Here is a 24,788-nt window from a genome sequence, read left to right as displayed (position 1 = left end):
CGCTTTTTTTATGGCGATTTTTAAAATATTTGGTCATTTGTAAATCTCCTGATTCATAATCTCTTCCAATCATTACTTAAAATAGTTACCAAACACCTTTCTTCAATTGCTGTTTAGTATCTTGCCTATTTCTACGATGTTGAGCACGAGGTTTTTCTGTTTCGTGCATACCACCTTTGTGAAGTAGAGGGGATAGGGCCACTTGATTACGGACCTTAATTTTCGGCATTTCTTTAATTTTCATGTCTTAACCTTTAATACATAAAACTTGTTTAAGAGTATGAACGACTTCAATGAGATCTGCCTGATTGGCTATAACCTCATCAATATCTTTATAGGCACTTGGAATTTCATCGACTACACCACTGTCTTTACGGCATTCAATCCCTTGTGTTTGTTCAATCAAGTCCTGCTGATTAAAAAGAACTTTTGCTTTGCTTCGGCTCATTTTGCGGCCAGCTCCATGAGAACAAGAACAAAAAGATTCAGGGTTTGCTTTACCTTTAACAATATACGAGCGTGCTCCCATAGAGCCTGGAATAATTCCTAACTCATCTAAACCTGCTCTAATTGCCCCTTTTCTTGTAACAAAAAGGTTCTCACCAAAGTGTGTTTCTTGACTCACATAGTTATGGTGACAATTGATTGCTTCTTTCGTCATTTGAAAAGAAGGTAGAAGAGGGCGAATTGCTTCTAATATTAATCGCATCATTTCTTTACGATTTTCAAAAGCATATTCTTGAGCCCACTCTACTGCTTCTACATAATCATTAAAGCTTTGCGAGCCTTCAGCAAAATAACTTAAATCTTTATCAGGCACGTGCCCAAAGCGATGTTGTGCCTCTTTCTTGGCTAACTCAATAAAATAAGTACCTATGACGTTACCAAGACCTCGGCTGCCCGAATGGAGCATCACCCATACATCTTGATTTTCATCAATACATAACTCTATAAAGTGATTACCGCCGCCTAAAGTGCCCAACTGTTTTTGCCATGTTGCCTCAAACTGACGAAGCATTCGGACAAGACCCGGATGCTTTTTAATAATAGGTTCTAAGCGTTTTTCAAGTGGAATAATGCTAGAAGCTTTCGCTTTGACTTGTTTATGCAAAGCAAATCCAACCGGCACTTTCCGTTCAATGGCGTCCCGCAAGCGACTTAAGTTATCTGGAAGTTGTGAAGCTTTCAGGCTCAAACGAATAGCATTCATTCCGCAGCCAATATCTACACCTACTGCAGCTGGAATAATGGCATGTTTGGTAGGAATGACGCTGCCTACGGTTGCACCTTTTCCAACATGCACATCAGGCATAATAGCAATATGAGAATATATAAATTGCAGTTGTGCCATTTTCTTGAGTTGCTCAATACTTTCACTATCTATGTCTTGAGTGAAAATTTTAACGGGGACACCATATTGTGCCTCTTCGTTTAATATCTTTTGTATGCCCATAATTATTCTCTTATTTATTGTCCGAATAGGCATAAAAAAACCTAGCGAATGCTAGGTCTTAAATTCGAGCATTCGGACAAGTGAATTAAATTTGTACACTTGTCCGTGAGCTGACATCGTGCCAAATCGTTACTGTGTTTTACCTTGTAGTGTTGGCATGATGTCCTCCTTTTTTAAAAAGTGCCGTTGAAAATCTGAACGGCATTTTACTTGTTTTTAACTAAAGATCAAGTTTTTGACCTTTGATAAGCGCTGATTAATTACTTGAACTCAGTATTAATCTTGCTCTGGTTTTACATCCATTTGATCGTAAGGGATTAATTTAGTTTTATTTTTCCATTTATATCCAAGCCAGATTACTAAGAATAAAGGCAAGCTGATATAAGTAGAAAGTAAGCCAATCCAGTCGATTTTGCCGCCTAAAACCGCTTGGTAGTTTTGTCCTAAAATAATGACAGAACAGAGGATAAAGGCAAACCAAGGTGCGAATGGGAAAAACTTAGCGCGGTATGCAAGATCTTCTAATTTATAACCTTGAGCAATATAGCCTTTACGGAAACGATAATGCGAAATTGCAATACCTAACCAGACAATGAAACCACACATTCCTGACATATTGAGGAGCCAGTTAAAGACTTGCTTTTCTCCGATAAAAGTCGTTAAGAAGCAGAATGCAGCAATGAATGTAGTTGCATATAACGCATTCATTGGAACACCACGATTATCGAGTTTTGCAAACCATTTTGGTGCACGGCCTTGTTGCGCCATATCAAATAACATACGGGTAGAAGAGTACATGCCCGAGTTACCTGCCGACAAAATAGCAGTCAAAATAACTGCATTCATTAAGCTTGCAGCAAAAGCAAAACCTACTTTTTCATAAAGTAAGGTGAAAGGAGAAAGAGCAATATTTTCTGTTGCTGCTGCTTGTAATAAGTTTGGATCATCATAGGCAATAAGGGTGCCGATAATGAAAATACACAAGATATAGAATAATAAAATTCGCCAGAAAATCTGTTTAATTGCAAGCGGAATCGTTTTCTTCGGATCTTTTGATTCACCCGCTGCAACACCTACCATCTCGGTTCCCTGAAATGAGAACCCAGCAATCATGGCTACCCCAATCATGGCTTGTAAACCACCTACGAATGGTGCCTCTTTATAAGTCCAGTTGCCAAAAGTTGCTACTCCTGGTGTCAACATAATCTTAATAATCATGGCGATACCAATAATAATAAAGGCAACAATGGCAATTACTTTAACCATGGAGAACCAGAATTCACTTTCACCAAATCCTTTTACGGTCATCGCATTAATCATAAAGATAATGACGAGAAAGAGGGCGCTCCAATAGAATCCGGGAACATCTGGGAACCAGAATTTCATAATAAACTGTACGGCAACGAGTTCAAACGCAACCGTAATTGCCCAGTTGTACCAGTAGTTCCAGCCTAGAGCGAAACCAAAACCCTCTTCGACATAGCGACTTCCATAGGTAAAGAAAGCACCGGATGTTGGTGTGTGTGTCGCAAGTTCACCTAAACTGGTCATTAAGAAGTAAATCATAATACCAATGAGGGAGTAGGCGAGTAACGCCCCACCTGGACCTGCATTTGCAATGGTTGACCCAGAAGCAAGGAAAAGACCTGTACCAATGGAACCACCAATGGCGATCATATTCAGATGACGAGCCCCAAGCTTACGCTGGAGTTTTTCAGGAGCATGTGTTTCGCTCATGGAGATTCCTTACATAGTTTGTTATGCACAGGCATATAACACCTTAAAGCCTTGAAGATCAGTTTTAATCTCACACTGACCAAAGTGCTTCTCAATTAAGATCGGATAGTTTAAAAAACGGTTCGCTACAATCCATAGCTCACCTGATGCCTTTAAATGTTTTTTAGCGTTCTGGCAGAGTCCTTCACTTGCATCATAGTTGGTATGAATACCCTGATGGAAGGGAGGATTACTGACAATGGCATCAAGTTCTGTTGGGGCGTCTGCAATTCCTGTAACAGGCTGCAATCTCAACTGGTCTGAACCTATTCCATTTCGACTAAAAGTCATTTCCGTTGACTGTAAAGCGAAGGCATCAATATCTAGGGCATGGATAATATTACTTGAATTTGCTTTTGCCAAATAGCAACTGATAATTCCAGCTCCACACCCGAAGTCGGCAATTCTACCTGATTTCACCTGATTTAGATAAGGGAGTAAAACAGCAGTTCCGACATCTAGATGAGTTTGGCTGAAAACGCCGGGTAAGGCACAAATGGTAAGTTCTTGCTCATTTACTTGAACAGTATAGGTTTTTAACCAGCTTTCAAGAGGTTTGATCTTTTCAGTTTTCTCAATTTTTAAATGCCATAACTGACAATGTCGTGCACTATCGAGTTTAAGTATCTGGCCAAAGCTTTGTAGTTGTTTTGCCGCTCTCTCAACACCACCTTTTTTTTCACCTACTAAAAAAACTGATTGGTCAATTTTCAGATGGCTCATCACTACATGCAATATATAGTTTAAAAGCTCTTTTGATTTTGGAACAAAAATTATAGCCTGATCAAATTCTTGTGATGGAAACTCAACCGAGAAATGAGCTGGTGTGCCTGCATTCACAAAACCCTGATATTCAGCATAATTCCAAGTCCACACTGATGCATCAATCTCAGTGGGTAATTGACTGACTAGGGCGTCATTCGGTGCATTAATTAACAAGACCCTACCTTTTAAATAGTTTTGTTGTCTTAATATCACTTCACTTCTAGGGTCCATGTACATCTCTCATGAAGAAGAATGCCCAGTGAAAACTGGGCAGTAATCAAAATTAAAATTGGTTATTTATGTGTTTCTGGGAGTACAACATTTAAAATTAATGCTGCAATACCGCCTGTTGCTACGCCGGAACTAAAAATATTTTTAAATAATTCTGGCAGATGCTCCAAAATTTGTGGCACTTGAGCAACACCCAAACCTAATGCAAGTGAAATTGCAATAATTAAAAGAGCGCGGCGATCTAAATGAATTGATGAAAGAATATTAATACCTGAGGCAGCAACAGCACCGAACATTACCATGACTGCTCCACCTAATACGGCTTGTGGAACAGCTTGTATTACACCAGCTACAGCAGGGAATAGACCTAATAAAATGAGTAAAGCAGCAATCCAGATTCCTACATAACGACTTGCTACGCCAGTTAATTGGATAACACCATTATTTTGGGCAAACACGGAGCTTGGGAAAGTATTGAATAGGCCAGCAAGTAGTGAATTTGCACCATTTACTAACACACCACCTTTAATACGTTGCATCCACTGAGGACCATCTACAGGTTGGTTTGATAGTTTACTGGTTGCCGTTACGTCACCAATTGCTTCTAAAGACGTAACCAAATAAATAAATGCCATTGGAATAAATAAGCCCCATGAGAAGCTTAAGCCAAAATGCATCGGTGTCGGAATTTGAATCACGGGCGCATCTTTTAGACCAGAGAAGTCTAGATATCCCATAAAGCCGGCAAGAATGTAGCCAATCACTAAAGCAATTAAAATAGCTGAACTTTTAATCCAGACAATACGAATACGGTTTAGGACAATAATAATAGCAAGAACCGTACACGACATTATAAGGTTATCAGCACTGGCAAAAGTATGGTCCTGCATGGCTTGATAACCACCGCCCATACTAATCAAACCTTCTTTAATGAGCGTTAGACCAATCAGGAGTACCACAATACCTGTCACAAGGGGAGTAATTAGCTTTTTTACCCATGGGAGAATTTGTGATACGCCCATTTCAATAAATGAACCTGCAATCACAACACCAAAAATAGCAGCCATAACTTGATTGACTGGTGTACCTGCAGCAACCATTGCACTGCCAATACCGATAATCGGGCCAATAAAGTTAAAACTTGTACCTTGAACAATAAGTAAGCCTGCACCAAACGGACCAACTTTTTTACATTGTAAGAAAGTCGCGATTCCTGAAATGACCAAAGACATTGATAAAATCATATTGGTTTCATTTCGTGGAACGCCTAATGCTAAGCAAATTAGAAGCCCGGGAGTAACAATCGGGACAATAATTGCAAGCAAATGTTGAAAAGCTGCCAAAAAAGCCACGAACGGTTTTGGTCGGTCATCTAGCCCATAAACGAGGTCAAGACGGTCTTGTGATGGTTGATTGGACATGGGAGTAAATACGCCGCAATTTCGCAAATTGGCGCTATTCTAATCGAGATACCTATCTTTACAAAACGAAATACAGACTATTGGAAAATTTTTTTGTCAATGTCAATAAACTGTCACTACTCAAGAGTAGTGTTTTTCTGTATAATTTGCCCTCAAATTTTAGGCGTTTCGAATTTTCATGTCAGATATCAAAAATCTCCGTAATATCGCAATTATTGCGCACGTCGACCACGGGAAAACCACACTTGTCGATAAACTACTTCAGCAATCAGGTGCTCTCGGTGACCGAGCAGGCGAGATTGAGCGTGTCATGGACTCGAATGCGCTTGAAAGTGAACGTGGTATTACCATCTTAGCGAAAAACACCGCTATTACTTGGTTAGACAAACGTACAGATACAACTTACCGTATCAACATCGTGGATACCCCGGGACACGCCGACTTCGGCGGTGAAGTAGAACGTGTAATGTCGATGGTTGACTGCGTACTACTTCTTGTTGACTCACAAGAAGGCCCAATGCCACAAACTCGCTTTGTGACTCAAAAAGCCTTTGCCCGTGGTTTAAAACCAATCGTGATTATCAACAAAGTTGACAAGCCAAGTGCGCGTCCAGACTGGGTAATCGATCAAGTATTTGATTTGTTTGATAACCTTGGCGCAACTGATGAGCAACTTGATTTCCCAATCGTTTATGCATCAGGTTTACGTGGTGTAGCGGGTCCTGCTCCTGAAGAGCTTGCAGAAGACATGACTCCGTTGTTCGAAACGATTGTAGACATCGTTGAGCCACCAGCTGTTGATGTTGATGGTCCATTCCAAATGCAGATTTCATCACTTGACTATAACAGCTTCGTAGGTGTTATCGGTGTTGGTCGTATTCAACGTGGTTCTGTAAAACTAAATACTCCTGTTACTGTAATTGACAAAGAAGGCAATACACGTAACGGTCGTATCTTAAAAATCATGGGTTACCATGGTTTAGAGCGTATTGATGTTGATTCTGCATCTGCGGGCGATATCGTATGTATTACTGGTATTGATGCACTTAACATTTCTGACACGATTTGTGATCCGAAAAATGTTGAAGCATTACCACCTTTATCTGTAGATGAACCTACAGTGTCTATGACTTTCCAAGTAAACAACTCTCCGTTTGCTGGTAAAGAAGGTAAATTCGTAACTTCACGTAATATTCGTGAGCGTCTTGACCGCGAATTAATTCACAACGTAGCTTTACGTGTTGAAGATACTGACAGTCCAGACCGTTTCAAAGTATCTGGCCGTGGTGAACTTCACCTTTCAGTTTTAATTGAAAACATGCGTCGTGAAGGCTTCGAATTAGGTGTATCACGTCCGCAAGTAATCATTAAAGAAATTGATGGTGAAAAACAAGAACCTTACGAAAACGTAACGTTTGACGTTGAAGAGCAGCACCAAGGCGCTGTAATGGAACAAATGGGTCACCGTAAAGGTGAAATGACCAATATGGAAGTTGACGGTAAAGGCCGTATCCGTATTGAAGCAACTGTTCCTTCACGTGGCTTAATTGGTTTCCGTTCTGAATTCTTAACCATGACCTCTGGTACTGGTATTATGACTTCAAGCTTCTCTCACTATGGTCCTCTTAAACAAGGTACTGTTGCGAAGCGTCAAAACGGTGTGTTGATTTCTATGGTTCAAGGTACATGCTTGGGCTATGCATTATTCAGCTTACAAGACCGCGGTCGTTTATTCGCTAAACCACAGTTAGAAGTTTACGAAGGTATGATCGTAGGTATTAACTCTCGTTCAGACGATATGGTTGTAAACCCAACTAAAGCGAAACAGTTAACTAACGTTCGTGCGTCTGGTACTGATGATGCCTTAACTTTAACACCTGCAATTGAATTCACGCTTGAACAAGCTCTTGAATTTATTGAAGATGACGAGTTAGTAGAAGTTACTCCAAAATCAATTCGTATCCGTAAGCGTTACTTGACTGAAAACGAACGTAAACGTAACCGTGATAAATAATTTTTCTTAAATGAAAAAGAAAAACCGCTAAATTCGTTTAGCGGTTTTTTATTGCTTACTGGTAAAGCTGAAAGTAAACTTAAAGTCATATTTTTCTTGTAAGCAAATATGTTGTTAAAGTGTGAAATAGCTTTCTTTTTTTGAAAAAAATATTAAATTATCAATATCATGGCGAGTACTATCTAGACGGATAAGAGGCCAGTGAAAAAAGAAAAATATGATGTGTTCCTCCCCCCTACATCTGGAGATGTTTAGATGAGTATTATTCAAGAATTTAAAGAATTTGCCATTAAAGGCAATATGATGGATTTAGCCATTGGTGTAATTATTGGTGGTGCTTTTGGCAAAATCGTAGACTCGTTAGTAAAAGATATCATCATGCCGCTTATCACTGTAATTACTGGTGGTGGTGTTGATTTCTCGCAGAAATTTATCGTGTTAGGTGCAAACCCTAATAACTTACAATCTCTAGATGCCTTACAAAAAGCAGGTATCAATGTATTAACTTATGGTAACTTCCTGACCATTTTAATTAACTTCCTGATTTTGGCTTGGGTTGTGTTCTTAATGGTGAAATTATTAAACAAACTTCGCCGTGATAAGAATGAGCCAGAAGCTCCAGCTGCAACTCCAGAAGATATCCAATTATTACGTGAAATTCGTGATGAGTTGAAAAAACAAGCTTAATAAAAAGAATTTGAGTATAAAAAACGGTACCTAGAGTACCGTTTTTTATTACATAGCATTTTATACTGGACCAGAGATATTGATAAACTTGCTAAATCACAGTTAAGTTTAGCTAAGCAGATAGAACAAGGAACATAAATTAATGAATCAGCTTTTTGTATATGGAACTTTATGCCCTAATAAAGCAAATGCTCATATTTTAGAGCAGATTGGTGGTAACTGGACAAAAGCGAGTGTACGAGGAGTGATTCATATTTTAGATTGGGGACCAGACAAAGGTTTAAAGGCTTTAGAGTTAGATCCAGAAGCAGATTGGGTAGAAGGCTATTTGTTTAGCACAGAAAAGTTAGCAGAAAACTGGCAAATGTTAGATGATTTTGAAGGTTTTCAATACCAACGTGTGACAGCAGATATAAAATTAGAATCGGGTGAGTATGTTAAAGCCTGGACATATCAAGTCAATATGCAGGCTAAAGCTTCTCACAATTACAAGTAAAATGCTGAAATCAACGTAAGCCAGTCATTCTGAATTTAACTTCTAAGAGATGATAGCCAAACTGGCTTTTGATTGGACCTTGTAACACACGTTCAGCAGCTGTAAAAACTACTTTGTCAATGACAGGCACCAATTGCCCTTTTTTGACTTCACCAAGTTCACCACCACGTTTTGCCGAATTACAGGTGGAGTATTGCTTGGCAAGTTTGGCAAAGTCAGCACCACTTTGTAGCTTCTTTTTCAGCTGTTCGGCTAAGTCTTTATCTTTGACTAAAATATGTCGGACAATTGCTGTTTGCATGTTGTCTTCCTCCAAAAAATTAAGGCTTTCTCAGCTTTTTAAGTGGTTGGCACTGTGGGCAAAATACGCTGGCACGCTGACCGAGTTTTAAGTTTTCTAATGTGGTTTCACAGTTAACACACATTTCTCCGGCACGACCATAAGCGAGTAAAGTCTGTTGAAAATAACCATTTTCACCCATGGCATTGCTGTAGTCTCGTAAAGTCGAGCCGCCTAAATCAATTGCTGACTTCAAAATTCGCTTAATCTCAACAACCAGTTTCTCAATCTGTTGCATGGTTAAATCACCAGCGGGCTGTGCTGGATGAATGCCAACATTAAACAAGCTTTCAGTTGCATAGATATTGCCAACACCAACCACTACATGATTATCCATGAGTGCAATTTTTATGCCGACAGATTTATTCTTGAGTTTAGAAGCTAAATATTCTGCATGAAAGTCAGTACTTAAAGGCTCTGGTCCTAAAGTATCGATGAGTTTGCCTTGAGTTTCAGGGTTAAGCCAAAGAATACAGCCAAAACGACGTGGGTCATGGTAACGTAACTGCTGATCTTCAAATTGAATAATGAGATGATCGTGTTTTCTCAATTCATCGTTTGGTTGACACAGGCGAAAGCTACCCGACATTCCTAAATGCCAGAGCATTTGATCTTGTTCAAACTCTGCCAAAATATATTTTGAACGTCGATTTAACCCAATGAGACGTTGTCCAACAAGTTTCTGAACATTATCTGGTATAGGCCAGCGTAAGCTAGGATTGCGTACTTCAACACTTAGAACTTTTTGATTCAATAATGGAAATAAACTGGTTTTGGTGGTTTCGACTTCGGGTAACTCAGGCATGCCAACTCGCGAAATTAACAGATATACTGGATTAATCAAGTATAACGTGTGGTATGTAATATTTCAGAGAATACTATGTCAGATATTTTACCATTAAGCTGGTTTCAACGAGAAACTTCGGAAGTAGCATATGATTTAATCGGCTGCGTATTATGTAAGCGACAGCCGGATGGACAAGTTATCCGCTGTACAATTAGTGAAACAGAAGCTTATTTGGGCGTTCGCGATAAAGCCTGCCATAGCTACAATGACAAACGTACCGCACGGACAGAGGTGATGTATCGCCATGGTGGTACCATTTATGTCTATTTAATTTATGGCATGTATGAAATGCTCAACATTATTACTCAAACAGAAGGTGTACCTGAAGGAGTGATGATTCGATCAGCATTTTTAAATAGTGCTTCAACTAAAAAAGAATATAAGCTTTTGGCTGGACCCGGCAAACTGACACGTTATTTGGGCATTGATCGGACCTTAAAGGGCCAGACTTTAGGTGAAGAATCTGGACTATGGATTGAAGCAGCCACTACACAGCCAGAAGTGGTTTTAACGCCACGTATTGGAATTGATTATGCCGAGGAAGCAAAAGACTGGCCTGAACGGTATTGCTGGAAAGATCATCCATCATTAAGTCGATAATTCTCATTTGGCAAACAAACTTATATGGCAAAACGAGCGTTCCAGATTTACAACAATGTAGACCGAATTCTATATCCAGACAAGACACTGCTTTTTGTTATCATAACTACAATATAAATAAAGGAAATAAGCATGTCCTTATTACGCTTAGACCGACTTCATTACTGTATTTTGATGAGTATGGGCTGTATTTCTAGCCCACTTGTTTGGGCAGAAGACTTAAATTCAGACGTTGCCAAATTACCAACTTTACATGTGGAAGCGACACGTACTGACACTGGTTATTTACAAACACCAGCTTCGGTTTTCCGAATCGAGGCACCTCAAGTGGATAGTTCTTCACAAGTAAATTTAACTGAAGTTGTGAAGGGCATACCGAGTTTACAGATTCGTAACCGTGAAAATTATGCGCAAGATCTACAGCTATCTATGCGTGGTTTTGGTGCACGTTCTACGTTTGGTGTCCGTGGTATTCGTCTTTATGTGGATGGTATCCCTGCAACAATGCCAGATGGGCAGGGCCAAACATCTAATATCGACTTAAGCAGTCTTGATCATGTTGAAGTTCTAACAGGACCTTTTTCTTCACTTTATGGAAATTCATCGGGCGGCACTATTTTAACTTCTACTAAAGAAGGGCAAGGGAAGGACTCAATTGAGCTCAGTTATTCGGGGGGTAGCCATGATAAAAGCCGAGCAGGACTTGTGCTGCAAGGTGGGGCAAAAGGGGCGAATGAACCAAGTTATATTATTAGCTCATCATACTTTGATACCGACGGTTACCGCGAACATAGCGGTGCAGAAAAAGTGTTAAATAATGCAAAGCTCAGCTGGAATCTTGATGATGGTAGTAAAATCAACTGGGTAACCAATTATGTAAAAATCCATGCCGATGATCCAATGGGGTTAGAGCGTAAGGATTGGCAAGCAAACCCAAAACAGATTGCTCCTTATGTAAAAAAATGGGGGTTTAACGCGCGCAAAGATATTGAACAAACTCAAACAGGTATAACTTGGTTTAAACCAATCAATGATCAGCACGAACTGTACGCCATGGCATATTTAGGCAATCGCCAAGTTACTCAATATCAATCTATCCCACAAGGTCAGGTAGTAGTGGAAAATGGTAAGCCAGTTTATACAGGTCAAAAGAGCCCTAAGCATGCTGGCGGAGTCATTGATTTTGAACGTAATTATTATGGTGCTGATTTCCGTTGGACAGGTAAAGAACTACTACCAAATACCACTGTAAGCATCGGGGTTGCATTCGATGCAATGGATGAGGAACGTAAAGGCTTTGAAAATTTTAATGCGGATGGTATTTATGGCGTCAAAGGTAATTTACGCCGTGATGAAGACAATACTTTATGGAATATCGATCCATATTTACAAGCTTCATGGCAGTTCTTACCTACGTGGCGTTTAGACACGGGTGTGCGTTATAGCAATGTCCATTACAAGTCAAAAGATCATTTTACTTCAGGGCCTGATGAGTATGGGACTGTTAACGGTGATGATAGTGGCAAAACGGATTACGAGAAAGTTTTACCTTCTGCTGCTTTAAGTTGGCAAATTTTACCTGAACTCATGGCCTATGTAAGTTATGCCAAAGGTTTTGAAACACCAACTTTTACTGAAATGGCTTATCACACTGATATTTCAAAGTCAGGTTTTAACTTTGGTTTAAAACCATCTACAAGCGATACCTATGAAACAGGCTTAAAGTCACAAAATCTTTTAGGTGATTTTACTTTGGCAGTTTTCCAAACAAAGACTAAGAATGATATTGTTTCAGCGGGAAACTTAGGGGGGCGTTCAACCTTTCGTAATGCAGATAAAACCTTACGTGAAGGTGTAGAGTTTGCATGGAATAAAAAGTTGTGGCGAGATTTAACTGCGACTGCAAGTTATACATATTTAGATGCGACTTTTGATGCGAACGTTCCTGAAAAACTTGATCAAGACAACAAAGTTCTCGCTTCAGCAATTCCAACAGGAAATGCCATACCAGGTATTGCCAAAAACCAAGCTTATGCCTCTTTGGCATGGCAGCCATCGCACGGTCTATATGGTGGTGTAGATGTACAGTATATGGACAAAGTATACGTGAATGATACCAACAGTGACGCAGCACCGAGCTACAGTGTAACCTCAGCAAATGTTGGTTATGCATGGGTAATGGGCGATTGGAAAGTCAATAGCTTTGCTCGTGTAGATAACCTCTTTGATAAAAAATATGCAGGTTCAGTTATTGTAAATGACGGTAATAGCCGCTATTTCGAACCTGCTGATGGACGTAACTGGAGTGCAGGTTTACGTGTAATTAAACAATTCTAGGAATTAAAAATGGCAAAATTATTTGAAACGGTTAATTTCGATTCACTACAACTGGTCAATAGAATTGTAATTGCCCCAATGTGCCAATATTCGGCAACAGATGAAGGCGAAATTACCTATTGGCATGAACAGCAATGGGCAAATTACGCGTTGTCTGGAGCTGGGCTATGTATTGTGGAAGCTACAGCTGTACAGGCGGAAGGTCGAATTAGTTATGCAGACCTTGGCCTTTGGAATGATCAGCAACGTGACCAGATCAAAACTTTATTGGGAAAAGTTAAAACACTTTCTCCTATGCCATTTGGAATTCAATTAGCTCATGCTGGACGTAAGGCATCTACTGAAAAGCCTTGGTTAGGTAAAGGCCAAATTGCAAAAGATCAGCCACATGGTTGGCAAACAGTTGCTCCAAGTACAAGTACTTTTTCGGTTCACGATGCAGCGCCACATGCTTTAACCATTGCCGAGATTAAACAAATTCAACAAGACTTTGCAGCTGCGGCAAAACGTGCAGTTGAAGCGGGCTTTGAGCTAATTGAGGTACATGCTGCTCATGGTTACTTGCTACACCAATTCTTATCGCCAATTGCCAATCAACGTACTGACGAATATGGTGGCTCTTTAGAAAACCGTATGCGTATGACGCTTGAGGTTCTTCAGGCAATTAAACTTGCTGTTCCCGAAGGTTATCCGGTAGGGGTACGTTTATCTGCAACAGATTGGATGGATGGCAATGAGCAGTGGGATATTGAGTCTACGGTTGGTTTATCAAAAGCCTTAGAGCAGTTAGGCGCGGCCTATATTCATGTCTCTAGTGGCGGTTTACATGAGCGTCAAAATATTACTATTGGAGCAGGTTACCAAGTTCCTTTCGCGGAACAGGTTAAAAAACATGTAGCTATTCCTGTGATTGCGGTAGGGCTTATTACTGACCCACAGCATGCTGAACAAATTTTAGAAAACCAGCAAGCTGATGCCATTGGTCTTGCGCGTGCAATGTTATATGACCCACGTTGGCCATGGCATGCTGCTGCTACATTGGGTGCAAAAGTCAAAATTGCTCCTCAATATTTGCGTTGCCAACCACATGGCTTAAAACAGCTTTTTGATTCTTTTTAGTTTTTAATATTCGGGCAAATTAAGATTTGCCCGTTTTTCTTTTGAAATGAGTGAGGAAGTAGTCTGTGGTTTTTCAGGTAATTTTACCAATTTTGATTTTATTATTGATGGGGTACTGTAGTGTCCTCATTAAACTGGTAACACCTGAACAAATTAAGGCTCTGAGTGCATTTGTTATTAAAATTTCTTTACCTGCTTTTTTAATCCAATCTTTAGCCAATAAAAACTTACAAGATATTTGGCACCCAGCTTATTTTATTGCTTATGGTGGCGGCTCTTTAATCTTGTTTTTTTTGGCTTTTATCCTTTACCGCAAGTATTTTAAAAATAGCCTAACACATAGTGCAGTCATATCGATGGGCGCTTCTATGTCAAATACAGGTTTTATGGGTACAGCGATTCTAACCATGCTAATGGGGAGTCATGCTGCAATCTATATATCTTTAACCTTAATTATCGAAAATTTATTAATAGTTGCTTTAATGCTTATTTTGGCAGAAGCGGGTTTGCATCAACAGCAACGGCTTTTGCCTTTACTGAAAAAAACATTCATTAATTTACTTAAAAACCCTGTAATTATTGCAATTTTAGTTGGGATGAGCTGCATTTTGCTAGATATTCATCTGCCTTCAAAACTTGGACAAGCCTTAGAACTTTTAGGAAGAACAGCTTCGCCTCTAGCATTATTTGCTATTGGTGGCAGCTTGGTTGGTATTGGTATTACCGCCGTGAATTTCCAAAGTATATTGTTGGCTGGATTTAATGTCATCCTTATGCCTGTTGTGATTTTTGGGCTGTTCCTTTTACTGCCAAACGTGAGCCAAGAGATGTTATATGCTGGCACTTTACTTGCTGCGCTGCCAATGCCGATCGCTTTTGGTATTTTTGGTCAAGCCTACGGTTTAAATGAAAGAGCATTAACCCCCTTAATGATTAGTACCATTATTGGCTTTATGGGTGTGAGTGGGCTTATTGCCTTGTGGTGGTAAAAGAAAAGCCCCATGTGGGGCTATTGTCTCTTTACTATTTTTTAGGAGCTGGCTGCGTAGGAGCGGCGGCAGCTTGTTTATTCTTCTCAGCAATAATTTTTTCGACCGAAGCTAAAGATTCTCTAGCATTAGGAACATTTTGTTTAGCAAGCTCAGTAAAGATCTGTTTTGCTTGAGGCAAGTTCTGAGGAATGATATTGCCATTCGCCATCATGGTTGCTAAAGCCATAGATGCAGGCGCATAACCCTTTTGGGCAATTGTTTGTAAAGCTTCAATGCCTTGGCGTTTCATTAAAGGATTTTTATTTTCAACCCCCTGGCTAATATCATAAAGCGCTTTGACCTGTATAGCAGGGTAGTTTCCTTTTCTAATCAAAGGCGCCAGCTTTTGTAAAGCAATTTGATGAGATTGAGGTTTTTTCTGTGCAAATAAAATGGTTGCTATTTTGACAGTTGCATCATCAGAACCTTGAGCTGCTGCCTTTTGAATATATTGACTGAATTTGTTGCTATCTTTGGCAACACCTAATTCACCAGTCTCATAAATTTGTGCAAGCGTGTAACTCGCTTGAGCATAACCTTTATTTGAGGCATCTTCATAATATTTTAGAGCTTTGGCATTATCTTTGGCAGTGCCTTGGCCCATTTGTGTCATATAGCCTAAGTTATAGATGGCTTGAGCATTTCCTGTTTGTGCAAGACGTTGGACTTCTTGAAAAGCAGCAGGATAATTTTTTGCTGCGTATAGCTGCTCAGCCTGTTTAAATACATCGTTTTTAGCTGCAGATGTCGTAGTGTCTGCTGCAAAGATTGATGAACTTGAAATGGCAATTAGACTGGCGATAAGTAATTTCTTCATTTCTTTTTAACCTTTTACTTTGTAGCTACATCATTCCATCGATGTATTAGCTCAATTCAATTTCTCATCATAAATATTGATGGGCGAAAGTAAACAGCCGATTTGTATATAAAACGATGTCTATAAAGCAAACTGTGGAGAAAAATAATACGCCACTCTACTTAAGAGAATGGCGTATTGGATTATTTTACTGACTGTAATAATGCTTCAATCTGTTTTGCATCACTTGGTACGCCAGAGATTCTTTGACCATCTTGTAAGAACAGAGTTGGTGTGCCATCTATATTTAATTTCTGGCCTAAAGCAATATTTTTCTGAATTGGACTTGTACAGCTTTTGCCAGCTGCTGGCAATTTACGGTTAAGCATATAATTTGTCCAAGCTTCTGAAGGGTTTTTAGAGCACCAGATTTGATTAGAAACCTTTTCAGCATTTGGATGTAAGCTGGTCAGCGGATATAAGAATACATATACCGTTACGTTATCTACCCCAACCATATTTTGTTCTAGACGCTGACAGTAAGGGCAATCAGGGTCACTGAAAATATAAAGAGTACGTTCTCCTTTACCTTTGACGTATTTAATTGCCTGATTTAATGGGAGACTTTTAACATCAATTTTACCCAATTCGGCAATTCGCTCTTCTGTCATATTTTTTTGTTGTTTGATATCAACTAAATTGCCTACAAAAAAGTATTTTGCATCTTGATTGGTATAAACAATACGGCCACTTGTATAGACTTCATAAATCCCAGCGACAGGTGACTGATAGACACCTTTTACAGGGAGGTCTGGATAATTTGTCTTCAGATTTTGTTCAAGTGTTTTAACATCAGCATGAGCAGAACCGAAAAAAGCCAAACTCAACATGAGTGTAGCAAGTTTAGTTTTCATATTTTTTCTCTTAGATTACAACATGGATTATGATGGCATAGAAAACTTAAAAAATTGATGCCCTAATTTAATGAATTCATTAGAATTTTGTATCTATAGAAAAGCCCGCAGATTTATCCACGGGCTTTTAATTTATTAAATATAATTATTGTGGTCTAGCAACATCACCACTTAAAGCTTCTGGTAAATCTAAAACTTGAAGCCCTAACTCTTGAAGGGCGGCAGGTTTCGCAACAACTAAGGCAATATAACCGTCAGTAGTTTGGGTACTATTAACCACTTCTACGTCATTGTGCAGTTGAGTTGCTGGAGCAGGTGCATCACCCGTACCTTGAACTAAATGCAACCAGTGTTTTGGTTTTGCCTTAAACCAAAGGCGCGCCACAATTTCTTGACCTAAGTAACAGCCTTTATCGTAATTGACGCCTTCGCGTTGATGTAAACGTAATTCTTGTGGCTGAAACTCATGTTCAGTCGCTTGAGCAATCCATGCTTGACCTGTCATGATGGCTTGTTTTTGCCATTCGGAAATATCAGTTTCTGTAGAGCTGAACTCAGTATGGCCATTCACAACTTTTGGGAATACAGCACCTTGTTCACTTAAGGTCATTTTTGAAAAAGCACCATATTTTTTAATGTGCTTCGCGAATTCTTCAGCTTGATCTTGAGTGACAATAATGTCAAAACTTTCTGCATTATTCTTTTTTAGCCACAAGCCAAAATGGATGCGGCCTTTAAGATCACAAATGGCTGTATAGCGTGTTTCATTTTCAGCTAAACGTTCAGTATCTACAGTCACTTGGCCTTGTAAAAACTTTTGTGCATCTACACCGTTTAATGCATATGAGGAGAAAGCGAGCAGACTCATGATTAATCTCAAATTCAATATGTTTCTTTATGATTGCTGACTATTTTGCTCCATTTTTACTAAAAAATCAGCCATAGTTTTCGTAATTTACTTTTGTATAAAACAATAGGTTTAGGTCAAAAAAACACCAAAAATATACGTTAAAAGAAATTCTACGGTTTAAGCTATTCAACATAATTTTTATAACTTAAATGGACTTGAAATAAGGAGAAGACAATGGCAACAGGTACAGTAAAATTACATCGAGTGTTTAAGGCACCAGCTGAACGAGTTTATCGTGCTTTTCTTGACCCAGATGCTTTAGTTAAATGGATGGCACCTCACGGTTTTACCGCGAAGGTTCATAGTTTTGATGCAAAAGTAGGGGGCTCATACAAAATGAGCTTTACCAATTTCTCAACCGGGTCAACACATTCATTTGGAGGTACTTATGTTGAGCTCGTTCCCAATGAATTAATTCGTTATAACGACCAATTTGACGACGCAAATTTACCTGGCACGATGCAGGTCACCATTACATTAAAAACAGTATTGGTCGGCACAGAAATACACATTACCCAAGAAGGAATACCTGAAGTTATTCCTGTGGAAGCATGCTATTTAGGCTGGCAAGAGTCTTTATCTTTATTGAAGTTGTTAGTAGAAGCCGACATTCCAGATCAATAATTGTCTTTTTAAATTGAGATTTAAATAAAAAGTGAGTAGAAAAACTACTCATTTTTTATTTTTAAACACTATCAAAAATGAACAAAATATTGAATGATCATATGAAGCTCAATGAGTTAAGCCTTCTTGTGAGATAAAGATATGAACATACAAATTAAAAGAATTTATGAGGATGTAAGCGGTGATGATGGAAAGCGAATTTTGGTTGACCGACTATGGAGTCGAGGGATTAGCAAAGAAAATGCTCATTTAGATTTATGGTTAAAAGAAATAGCTCCTTCAACCGAACTTCGTAAGTGGTTTCATGCAGAGTCCGCAGAACATTGGGATGAGTTCAAACAACGTTATTTAAAAGAACTAGAAACCAACCCCGCAGTAAAAGAGTTATTAGAAATTGTTTCACATCATAAAGTCACACTTTTGTATTCGGCTAAAGATGTGGAACATAACCATGCGATTATTTTAAAAGAATACTTATTAGAAAAGAGCAAAAGTTAAATATATAAATTTTTTTTTGGTAAAAGTCTTTTATTTAAAACTTTAAAAAATGAGTCGTATCTTGCATAATATACTTTTTGAGATTTTTTTATGTCTTTGCCAAACTGTCCAAAATGCCAATCAGAATATACATATCAAGACGGCGATTTATTAATTTGTCCAGAATGCTCACATGAGTGGAAAGAAGGGGAAGCTTTAGTAACTGAAGAGCAAGAAGTTATTAAAGATGCTAATGGAAACGTTTTGGCGGATGGCGATAGCGTTACTGTAATTAAAGATTTAAAAATTAAAGGTTCTTCTTCAGTTGTTAAAGTCGGAACAAAAGTAAAAAGTATTCGTTTAGTTCCTGATGCAAGTGATGGTCACAATATTGACTGTAAAATTGATGGTATTGGTCAGATGAAGTTAAAATCTGAATTTGTAAAAAAAGCTTAATTTGTTAATTTTAATTACATTTTGGTAGAGATCGCAGGCGTGATCTCTACCTTTTTACATTTCAACATCCTTATAATTTTATTACGATAATGTATAAAAAGTAGACTATCCAAAGCTTAGTAGCTCATTTATATTGTCATTAAGAAGAATTAACTTTCGTCCAGAATAATAACGAAAGTCATACCCACACCAACAAAAAAACGAGGTTCATATGGCAGGATGGTACGAAATTACACAAGCGAATGATGGACAATATCGCTTTGTACTTAAGGCTGGTAATGGCGAAATTATTTTAAATAGTGAGCTATATAAAGCAAAAGCATCAGCAGTCAATGGTATTGAGTCAGTTCAAAAAAATAGTAGTGACGATGCGCGATATGATCGTTTAACTGCAAAAAATGGGAAACCTTACTTCAATTTAAAAGCTGCAAATCATCAAATTATTGGTTCGAGCCAGTTCTATGCCAGTGAAGCTTCACGAGATAAAGGTATTGAATCGGTTAAAAACAATGGATCTTCCACAACCATTAAAGACTTAACAGTTCAGGCGTAAAATTAAATTTAAAAAAAAGCAGCTTCTAAAAGCTGCTTTTTTATTTATGTATTTATTAACGCGCTAATTTAGCTAAAAGTTCTTCTTTAGTTAAATTACTCGCTTCAGCATCACGGCGACCTTTATATTCAAAAGTACCCGCATCAAGACCTTTTTCACCAATCACAATACGGTGTGGAATACCCATTAATTCAAGGTCAGAGAATTTAACACCCGGACGTTCGTTACGGTCATCAAGTAATACATCAAAGCCTTGGGCTTGAAGTTCTGCATAAAGCGCTTCTGCTGCTTCAAGAGTACGTGGTGATTTGTGTGCATTCATTGGAACAATTGCGATTTCAAAAGGAGCAATCGCTTGTGGCCAAATAATCCCTTTGTCATCGTAGTTTTGTTCAATTGCAGCTGCAACTACGCGTGTCACACCAATACCATAACAGCCCATTGTTACTGTAAATGGTTTGCCATCTTCACCGAGAACTTTACATCCTAAAGCTTCAGAGTATTTAGTACCAAGTTGGAAAATATGGCCTACTTCAATACCGCGTTTAATTTGTAGTGTACCTTTACCATCTGGAGATGGGTCACCTTCAACCACATTACGCAAATCGAAAACTTCAGTAATCTGTGCATCACGTTCCCAGTTTACGCCTACAGCATGTTTGTCTGCCTCATTTGCACCAGCAACGAAGTCAGAAAGAACAGATGCAGCACGGTCAACAATTACAGTGATGCCTTTTTCAACTAAACCTTGTGGACCAGTGAAGCCAGCAGTTAAGCCAAATGCTTGAAGTTGTTCTTCTGTGGCAAACGCGAGAGGAGCGGCCACTAGAGGATGTTTCTCGGCTTTAATTTCATTCAGTTCGTGGTCACCACGTAAGAATAGAGCAACGACAGGTACATTGCCTTTCTCATCAGCAACGCCTTGAACCAATAATGCTTTTACAGATTGTTTAGGATCAGCATTTAAGAACTGGCAAACATCAGCAATTGTTTTTTGATTTGGTGTGTCAACCAATTTAAATTCTTGTGTAGGCGCTGCACGCTCACCCACTAAAACAGCTTCAGCCATTTCAACGTTTGCTGCATAATCAGACTCAGTTGAAAATGCAATGTCATCTTCACCGCTTGCAGCTAATACGTGGAATTCATGTGAAGCTGAACCACCAATTGAACCTGTATCTGCTTGTACTGGGCGGAAATCTAAACCTAAACGAGTGAAAATACGGCTATAAGTGTCGTACATCACATCATAAGTTTCTTGTAATGATTCTTGAGTTGCATGGAAAGAATAAGCATCTTTCATGATGAACTCGCGTGAACGCATTACACCAAAACGTGGGCGGATCTCATCACGGAATTTGGTTTGAATTTGATAGAAATTTACAGGAAGCTGTTTATAACTTTTTAGCTCGTTACGTGCTAAATCGGTAATCACTTCTTCATGTGTAGGACCAAGCACAAACGGATTGTCGTGACGATCTTTGAAACGTAATAATTCAGGACCATATTGTTCATAACGACCCGATTCTTCCCACAAGCTTGCGGGTTGAGTTACGGGCATGAACACTTCCATAGCACCTGAACGGTTCATTTCTTCACGAACAATGGCATCAACTTTTTTAAGCACACGTGTTCCCATCGGCAGCCATGTATATAAACCAGATGCCAATTTACGAATCATCCCCGCACGTAACATGAGCTGATGTGAAATCACTTCAGCATCGTTTGGGGTTTCTCTCAACGTTGCAAATAAAAAGCGGCTTGCGCGCATGGAAAAAGTCCTAAAAGTTAAGCGTTATAAAAACGCGGATTATACGATAGTCGCTGCATTATGACATGAATCGTCGGGTTTGACGCAGCATAAAGTTTTTCAAGTCATCCAGATAAGTGAAAATGACGGGGACAACCACAAGAGTCAATAAGGTAGAGGTAATGACACCCCCAATTACAGCATGAGCCATGGGTGCACTTTGTTCACCACCTTCACCTAGACCTAGAGCTAATGGAACCATACCCATTACCATCGCACTTGTTGTCATCAAGATTGGGCGTAAACGGGTTTTGCCTGCTTGTAAAATAGCATCATAACGACTTATCCCATCTTCCATCGCTTTTTTAATAAAGTCGATAAGCAAAATCGCGTTTTTGGTTACCAGCCCCATCAGCATAATAATGCCAATAATTGAAAATAGATTTAGGGTACTCCTAAATAAGAATAAGGCCAGGAAGACACCAATCAGGGACAATGGTAAAGATGCCATAATCGCAGCAGGGTGAATAAAACTATTAAACTGAGAACCCAACACAATATAAATAAATACAATCGAAAGGGTAATTGCCGTTAACGCATAACCCGCAGATTCAGCCATATCGGCATTTGCCCCTTGAGTATCAAAGGTATAACCAGCTGGCAATTTGAATGCTTTTTGCATTTTATCGATATCTTGACCGATATCCCCGCTTGGACGTCCTGAAGTGTTTGCTTCAATTAAAACTTCACGTTCAAGGTCACGTCGGTTAATTTGCGAAGCTCCAAGTTTTTCTTGGGTTGTGGCTACGGCGCTTAATGGAACTAAAATATTTTGCCCATTTGCATTGGTTTTATTCGAGTTGAGATATAGGTTCTGTACATCTTGGGGAAGCACACGTTTATTTTCATTTAAACGGATATTCACATCATAAGTTTCGCCGTCACGATCTTCCCATGTTGTGACATTGTCACCTGCAATGAGTGGTCGAATCGCATTCGCAATTTGAGAAACAGATAAACCTAAATCACTGGCCAGTACACGGTTAATATGTACACCTAAAGTCGGTTTTGGTTCTTTTAAAGAGCTTTCTAAATCGACCACACCATCAATTTTTTCCATTTCAGTCATGAAACGATCCGAGATTTTTTGTAGTTCATTTAGGTCAGATCCTTTAATAGAAATCATGATTGGCTTTTGACCACCAGACACTGAGTCTTGAGCAGCAGCGACTGAAGTCACTCGGATGCCAGCTACACTTTGTAAACGATCACGGAATTCATTGTTGAGTGTTGTCAGGTCTGCACTACGTTCTTGTTTTGGTTTTAGGGTGACTCCTAAACCTGCATGGTTTTTACCGGAGTCGACTTCACTGTTAACCACTCCATAAGTCGAAACGACATCAGGGAATTGCCTAATAATCTGATCAACCTGATGTAATTTTGCTTGGGTATATTCTAAAGAAGAATCAACAGGGGTTTCAAACTGAATACGAATTTCACCTTTATCTGGTGTAGGTACAAATTCGGTTCCGATCATTTTTGATAAGCCTAATGCCACAACCAATGAAACAATTGCAATAATGACCGTGATGAAACGAAAGCGTAAGGCAAGCTTTAAAAGCTTTTCATAGATGTGCGTTAGGCCATTTAATAGATTAGAAATATAGTTAAAGAAACGTTGCAGTCGACTTTCTTTTTTCTTTACAGGATCTTTCCAGTGTGCGGAAAGCATTGGGTCGAGTGTAAAGCTGATGAACATGGAAATAAGAACAGCCGTACTTACAGTTACCCCAAATTGATAGAAGAAACGCCCAATTAAGCCTCCCATAAAGGCAACTGGTAAAAATACCGCCACAATGGTGAGTGTGGTTGCAAGTACTGCTAACCCAATTTCTTTAGTACCATCTAAAGCCGCGGTGACATGGTCTTTGCCGAGCTCTGTATGTCTGACAATGTTTTCCCGAACCACAATCGCATCATCAATTAACAGACCAATACTCAGTGACAGGGCCAACAGTGTCATCATGTTAATGCTAAACCCAAATGCCCAGATGAATGTTAATGTGCCAAGTAGGGTAATCGGTAAGGTTAAACCTGTAATAACTGTAGAGCGGAAAGAACCTAAAAATAGTAAAACAATTAAAACTGCTAAGACTGCTCCTTCAATAATGGTACGAACAACGTCTTTAATTGAAGCACGAATACCTTTAGAGCTGTCAGCGACAACTTTATAATTCAAACCCGCAGGCATTTGAGCTTTTAGCTTCTCTAAGGTCTGATAGGTCTTGTCAACAACCTGAATTACATTAGCATCGGAACTTTTTAAAATATCGACAGAAACCGCTGTTCTTCCATTATAAAAAGCACTTGATTGCAGTTCTGCTTGAGTATCTTCAACGGTTGCTACTTGTTTTAGAAAAATAGGGGAACCATTTTTATTAGCAATAACTAAATCACCAAATCCAAGAGGATGGATGACTTTTGATTGAATCTGAACAACCAGTTCAGAATTCTTTTGTTGTAAGGTTCCTGCAGGTACTTCTATATTTTCATTTTTTAGGGTGTTAATGACCTGATCAATACCAATACCATAGCTTTGTAATTGTTCAGGATGAACCTTAATCCGAATTTGACGTTTAGCATCACCTAGTAAATTGACATTACCCACACCGGAAACAGTTTTAAGCTGAGGTACAATTTTTTTGTCTACATAGGAGCTTAATTGAGCCAAGCTCATGCTGTTCGATTCAAACACGACTGACATAATTGGGCTAGATGATGGATCGTAGCGTTGTACAATCGGTGTATCAATTTCATCGCGGAATTGGGCAATAACTGGAGCAATTTTGTCGCGAACATCCTGTGCTGCAATAGCCGAAGACGTATCAAGATTAAACTCTGCAATCACCATCGAAAGCCCTTCACTTGAGCGTGAAGTAATTTGTTTAATACCCGAAATGGTATTGATTTGATCTTCGAGTTTTTTGGTAATGTCCGATTCAACTGCTTCAGGTGAAGCACCCGCATATTGCGTAGTGACGACTACGAATGGGAAATCAATATTTGGAAACTCTTCAACGGTCATACGTTTCCAAGATGCTAACCCGAGTACCATTAGACTGAGCATCATCATGATGGTAAAAACGGGGTACTTCACACTAATTCGGGTAAACCACATAAGCTATTTGCTA

23 protein-coding genes are annotated in these 24,788 nt (G+C 39.1%); 11 read left to right on the top strand and 12 right to left on the bottom strand.

Annotated features, from left to right (window positions below):
• Nucleotides 1–85 precede the first annotated feature (85 nt).
• The 5 genes from MKL36_RS05680 to MKL36_RS05660 all read right to left on the bottom strand — a co-directional run bounded on the left by MKL36_RS05680 (nt 86) and on the right by MKL36_RS05660 (nt 5,646).
• Entirely contained in the window at nt 86–229 is a 144-nt protein-coding gene (locus MKL36_RS05680; protein ID WP_162138624.1) for a hypothetical protein, read from the bottom strand.
• Between the two features lie 18 nt (nt 230–247).
• Entirely contained in the window at nt 248–1,453 is a 1,206-nt protein-coding gene (locus MKL36_RS05675) for an RtcB family protein (protein WP_009519721.1), read from the bottom strand.
• Between the two features lie 276 nt (nt 1,454–1,729).
• Entirely contained in the window at nt 1,730–3,190 is a 1,461-nt protein-coding gene (locus MKL36_RS05670) for an amino acid permease (protein ID WP_000004971.1), read from the bottom strand.
• A 21-nt stretch (nt 3,191–3,211) separates the two neighbouring features.
• Nucleotides 3,212–4,225 carry a methyltransferase gene (locus MKL36_RS05665; protein WP_021511293.1) on the bottom strand — a complete coding sequence of 338 codons (1,014 nt, stop codon included), beginning with the start codon at nt 4,223–4,225 and terminating at the stop codon, nt 3,212–3,214.
• 62 nt (nt 4,226–4,287) lie between these two features.
• A complete protein-coding gene (locus MKL36_RS05660) occupies nt 4,288–5,646 on the bottom strand; it encodes a uracil-xanthine permease family protein (protein ID WP_000070856.1) in 1,359 nt (452 codons plus the stop codon).
• Nucleotides 5,647–5,824: 178 nt separating this feature from the next.
• On the opposite strand from MKL36_RS05660, the gene typA reads away from it, so the two are divergent.
• The 3 genes from typA (at nt 5,825) to MKL36_RS05645 (ending at nt 8,843) form a co-directional block, all read left to right on the top strand.
• Nucleotides 5,825–7,660, top strand: coding sequence for a translational GTPase TypA (gene typA, locus MKL36_RS05655; RefSeq protein ID WP_001280092.1), 1,836 nt, complete (start codon nt 5,825–5,827; stop codon nt 7,658–7,660).
• 255 nt (nt 7,661–7,915) lie between these two features.
• Complete coding sequence (mscL, locus tag MKL36_RS05650; protein ID WP_000022555.1) at nt 7,916–8,347, top strand: large conductance mechanosensitive channel protein MscL; 432 nt, start codon at nt 7,916–7,918, stop codon at nt 8,345–8,347.
• A gap of 142 nt (nt 8,348–8,489) precedes the next feature.
• The gene (locus tag MKL36_RS05645) at nt 8,490–8,843 is read left to right on the top strand and encodes a gamma-glutamylcyclotransferase family protein (RefSeq protein WP_001072497.1); all 354 of its coding nucleotides are present in this window, start codon (nt 8,490–8,492) and stop codon (nt 8,841–8,843) included.
• 10 nt (nt 8,844–8,853) lie between these two features.
• On the opposite strand, the gene MKL36_RS05640 is transcribed toward MKL36_RS05645, so the two are convergent.
• The gene (locus tag MKL36_RS05640; protein WP_001192454.1) at nt 8,854–9,144 is read right to left on the bottom strand and encodes a peptidylprolyl isomerase; all 291 of its coding nucleotides are present in this window, start codon (nt 9,142–9,144) and stop codon (nt 8,854–8,856) included.
• Between the two features lie 19 nt (nt 9,145–9,163).
• Nucleotides 9,164–9,988, bottom strand: a complete 825-nt coding sequence (mutM, locus tag MKL36_RS05635; protein WP_001114566.1) for a bifunctional DNA-formamidopyrimidine glycosylase/DNA-(apurinic or apyrimidinic site) lyase — start codon at nt 9,986–9,988, stop codon at nt 9,164–9,166.
• 75 nt (nt 9,989–10,063) lie between these two features.
• Between mutM and MKL36_RS05630 the strand changes: the two genes are divergently transcribed.
• The 4 genes from MKL36_RS05630 to MKL36_RS05615 all read left to right on the top strand — a co-directional run bounded on the left by MKL36_RS05630 (nt 10,064) and on the right by MKL36_RS05615 (nt 15,075).
• The gene (locus MKL36_RS05630; RefSeq protein WP_001280163.1) at nt 10,064–10,630 is read left to right on the top strand and encodes a DNA-3-methyladenine glycosylase; all 567 of its coding nucleotides are present in this window, start codon (nt 10,064–10,066) and stop codon (nt 10,628–10,630) included.
• Between the two features lie 132 nt (nt 10,631–10,762).
• Nucleotides 10,763–12,967 carry a TonB-dependent receptor family protein gene (locus tag MKL36_RS05625; RefSeq protein ID WP_000055221.1) on the top strand — a complete coding sequence of 735 codons (2,205 nt, stop codon included), beginning with the start codon at nt 10,763–10,765 and terminating at the stop codon, nt 12,965–12,967.
• A gap of 9 nt (nt 12,968–12,976) precedes the next feature.
• The gene (locus MKL36_RS05620) at nt 12,977–14,086 is read left to right on the top strand and encodes an NADH:flavin oxidoreductase/NADH oxidase (RefSeq protein WP_021511294.1); all 1,110 of its coding nucleotides are present in this window, start codon (nt 12,977–12,979) and stop codon (nt 14,084–14,086) included.
• Between the two features lie 65 nt (nt 14,087–14,151).
• Complete coding sequence (locus tag MKL36_RS05615) at nt 14,152–15,075, top strand: AEC family transporter (RefSeq protein ID WP_000231860.1); 924 nt, start codon at nt 14,152–14,154, stop codon at nt 15,073–15,075.
• A gap of 34 nt (nt 15,076–15,109) precedes the next feature.
• On the opposite strand, the gene MKL36_RS05610 is transcribed toward MKL36_RS05615, so the two are convergent.
• From MKL36_RS05610 to ygfZ, 3 genes are all read right to left on the bottom strand, one after another.
• Entirely contained in the window at nt 15,110–15,934 is an 825-nt protein-coding gene (locus tag MKL36_RS05610) for a tetratricopeptide repeat protein (protein ID WP_000734697.1), read from the bottom strand.
• A 182-nt stretch (nt 15,935–16,116) separates the two neighbouring features.
• Nucleotides 16,117–16,827, bottom strand: coding sequence for a DsbC family protein (locus MKL36_RS05605; RefSeq protein ID WP_000850476.1), 711 nt, complete (start codon nt 16,825–16,827; stop codon nt 16,117–16,119).
• Nucleotides 16,828–16,972: 145 nt separating this feature from the next.
• Nucleotides 16,973–17,695: a CAF17-like 4Fe-4S cluster assembly/insertion protein YgfZ gene (gene ygfZ, locus MKL36_RS05600; protein ID WP_000054208.1), complete on the bottom strand. Its 723-nt coding sequence runs from the start codon at nt 17,693–17,695 to the stop codon at nt 16,973–16,975.
• Between the two features lie 216 nt (nt 17,696–17,911).
• On the opposite strand from ygfZ, the gene MKL36_RS05595 reads away from it, so the two are divergent.
• The 4 genes from MKL36_RS05595 to MKL36_RS05580 all read left to right on the top strand — a co-directional run bounded on the left by MKL36_RS05595 (nt 17,912) and on the right by MKL36_RS05580 (nt 19,847).
• Nucleotides 17,912–18,361 carry an SRPBCC family protein gene (locus tag MKL36_RS05595; protein WP_000190594.1) on the top strand — a complete coding sequence of 150 codons (450 nt, stop codon included), beginning with the start codon at nt 17,912–17,914 and terminating at the stop codon, nt 18,359–18,361.
• Between the two features lie 141 nt (nt 18,362–18,502).
• Nucleotides 18,503–18,859: a DUF488 domain-containing protein gene (locus MKL36_RS05590; RefSeq protein WP_002124284.1), complete on the top strand. Its 357-nt coding sequence runs from the start codon at nt 18,503–18,505 to the stop codon at nt 18,857–18,859.
• Between the two features lie 90 nt (nt 18,860–18,949).
• Nucleotides 18,950–19,294, top strand: coding sequence for a zinc ribbon domain-containing protein YjdM (locus tag MKL36_RS05585; RefSeq protein ID WP_000056785.1), 345 nt, complete (start codon nt 18,950–18,952; stop codon nt 19,292–19,294).
• Between the two features lie 211 nt (nt 19,295–19,505).
• Complete coding sequence (locus tag MKL36_RS05580) at nt 19,506–19,847, top strand: YegP family protein (protein WP_000929502.1); 342 nt, start codon at nt 19,506–19,508, stop codon at nt 19,845–19,847.
• A 55-nt stretch (nt 19,848–19,902) separates the two neighbouring features.
• On the opposite strand, the gene MKL36_RS05575 is transcribed toward MKL36_RS05580, so the two are convergent.
• Together MKL36_RS05575 and MKL36_RS05570 are read right to left on the bottom strand one after the other, a co-directional pair.
• Nucleotides 19,903–21,618, bottom strand: coding sequence for a proline--tRNA ligase (locus MKL36_RS05575; RefSeq protein WP_001202754.1), 1,716 nt, complete (start codon nt 21,616–21,618; stop codon nt 19,903–19,905).
• A gap of 58 nt (nt 21,619–21,676) precedes the next feature.
• Nucleotides 21,677–24,775: an efflux RND transporter permease subunit gene (locus MKL36_RS05570; protein ID WP_021511298.1), complete on the bottom strand. Its 3,099-nt coding sequence runs from the start codon at nt 24,773–24,775 to the stop codon at nt 21,677–21,679.
• Nucleotides 24,776–24,788: the final 13 nt, after the last annotated feature.

This window comes from Acinetobacter sp. AOR12_HL (assembly GCF_027855275.1).
Classification (GTDB): Bacteria; Pseudomonadota; Gammaproteobacteria; order Pseudomonadales; family Moraxellaceae; genus Acinetobacter; species Acinetobacter baumannii.
This window is presented reverse-complemented; position numbering and strand designations above follow the sequence as displayed.

Coding starts and splice junctions, on each gene's coding strand:
- MKL36_RS05680 (WP_162138624.1), bottom strand. CDS start 229: ATGCCGAAAATTAAGGTCCGTAATCAAGTGGCCCTATCCCCTCTACTT.
- MKL36_RS05675 (WP_009519721.1), bottom strand. CDS start 1,453: ATGGGCATACAAAAGATATTAAACGAAGAGGCACAATATGGTGTCCCC.
- MKL36_RS05670 (WP_000004971.1), bottom strand. CDS start 3,190: ATGAGCGAAACACATGCTCCTGAAAAACTCCAGCGTAAGCTTGGGGCT.
- MKL36_RS05665 (WP_021511293.1), bottom strand. CDS start 4,225: ATGGACCCTAGAAGTGAAGTGATATTAAGACAACAAAACTATTTAAAA.
- MKL36_RS05660 (WP_000070856.1), bottom strand. CDS start 5,646: ATGTCCAATCAACCATCACAAGACCGTCTTGACCTCGTTTATGGGCTA.
- typA (WP_001280092.1), top strand. CDS start 5,825: ATGTCAGATATCAAAAATCTCCGTAATATCGCAATTATTGCGCACGTC.
- mscL (WP_000022555.1), top strand. CDS start 7,916: ATGAGTATTATTCAAGAATTTAAAGAATTTGCCATTAAAGGCAATATG.
- MKL36_RS05645 (WP_001072497.1), top strand. CDS start 8,490: ATGAATCAGCTTTTTGTATATGGAACTTTATGCCCTAATAAAGCAAAT.
- MKL36_RS05640 (WP_001192454.1), bottom strand. CDS start 9,144: ATGCAAACAGCAATTGTCCGACATATTTTAGTCAAAGATAAAGACTTA.
- mutM (WP_001114566.1), bottom strand. CDS start 9,988: ATGCCTGAGTTACCCGAAGTCGAAACCACCAAAACCAGTTTATTTCCA.
- MKL36_RS05630 (WP_001280163.1), top strand. CDS start 10,064: ATGTCAGATATTTTACCATTAAGCTGGTTTCAACGAGAAACTTCGGAA.
- MKL36_RS05625 (WP_000055221.1), top strand. CDS start 10,763: ATGTCCTTATTACGCTTAGACCGACTTCATTACTGTATTTTGATGAGT.
- MKL36_RS05620 (WP_021511294.1), top strand. CDS start 12,977: ATGGCAAAATTATTTGAAACGGTTAATTTCGATTCACTACAACTGGTC.
- MKL36_RS05610 (WP_000734697.1), bottom strand. CDS start 15,934: ATGAAGAAATTACTTATCGCCAGTCTAATTGCCATTTCAAGTTCATCA.
- MKL36_RS05605 (WP_000850476.1), bottom strand. CDS start 16,827: ATGAAAACTAAACTTGCTACACTCATGTTGAGTTTGGCTTTTTTCGGT.
- ygfZ (WP_000054208.1), bottom strand. CDS start 17,695: ATGAGTCTGCTCGCTTTCTCCTCATATGCATTAAACGGTGTAGATGCA.
- MKL36_RS05595 (WP_000190594.1), top strand. CDS start 17,912: ATGGCAACAGGTACAGTAAAATTACATCGAGTGTTTAAGGCACCAGCT.
- MKL36_RS05590 (WP_002124284.1), top strand. CDS start 18,503: ATGAACATACAAATTAAAAGAATTTATGAGGATGTAAGCGGTGATGAT.
- MKL36_RS05585 (WP_000056785.1), top strand. CDS start 18,950: ATGTCTTTGCCAAACTGTCCAAAATGCCAATCAGAATATACATATCAA.
- MKL36_RS05580 (WP_000929502.1), top strand. CDS start 19,506: ATGGCAGGATGGTACGAAATTACACAAGCGAATGATGGACAATATCGC.
- MKL36_RS05575 (WP_001202754.1), bottom strand. CDS start 21,618: ATGCGCGCAAGCCGCTTTTTATTTGCAACGTTGAGAGAAACCCCAAAC.
- MKL36_RS05570 (WP_021511298.1), bottom strand. CDS start 24,775: ATGTGGTTTACCCGAATTAGTGTGAAGTACCCCGTTTTTACCATCATG.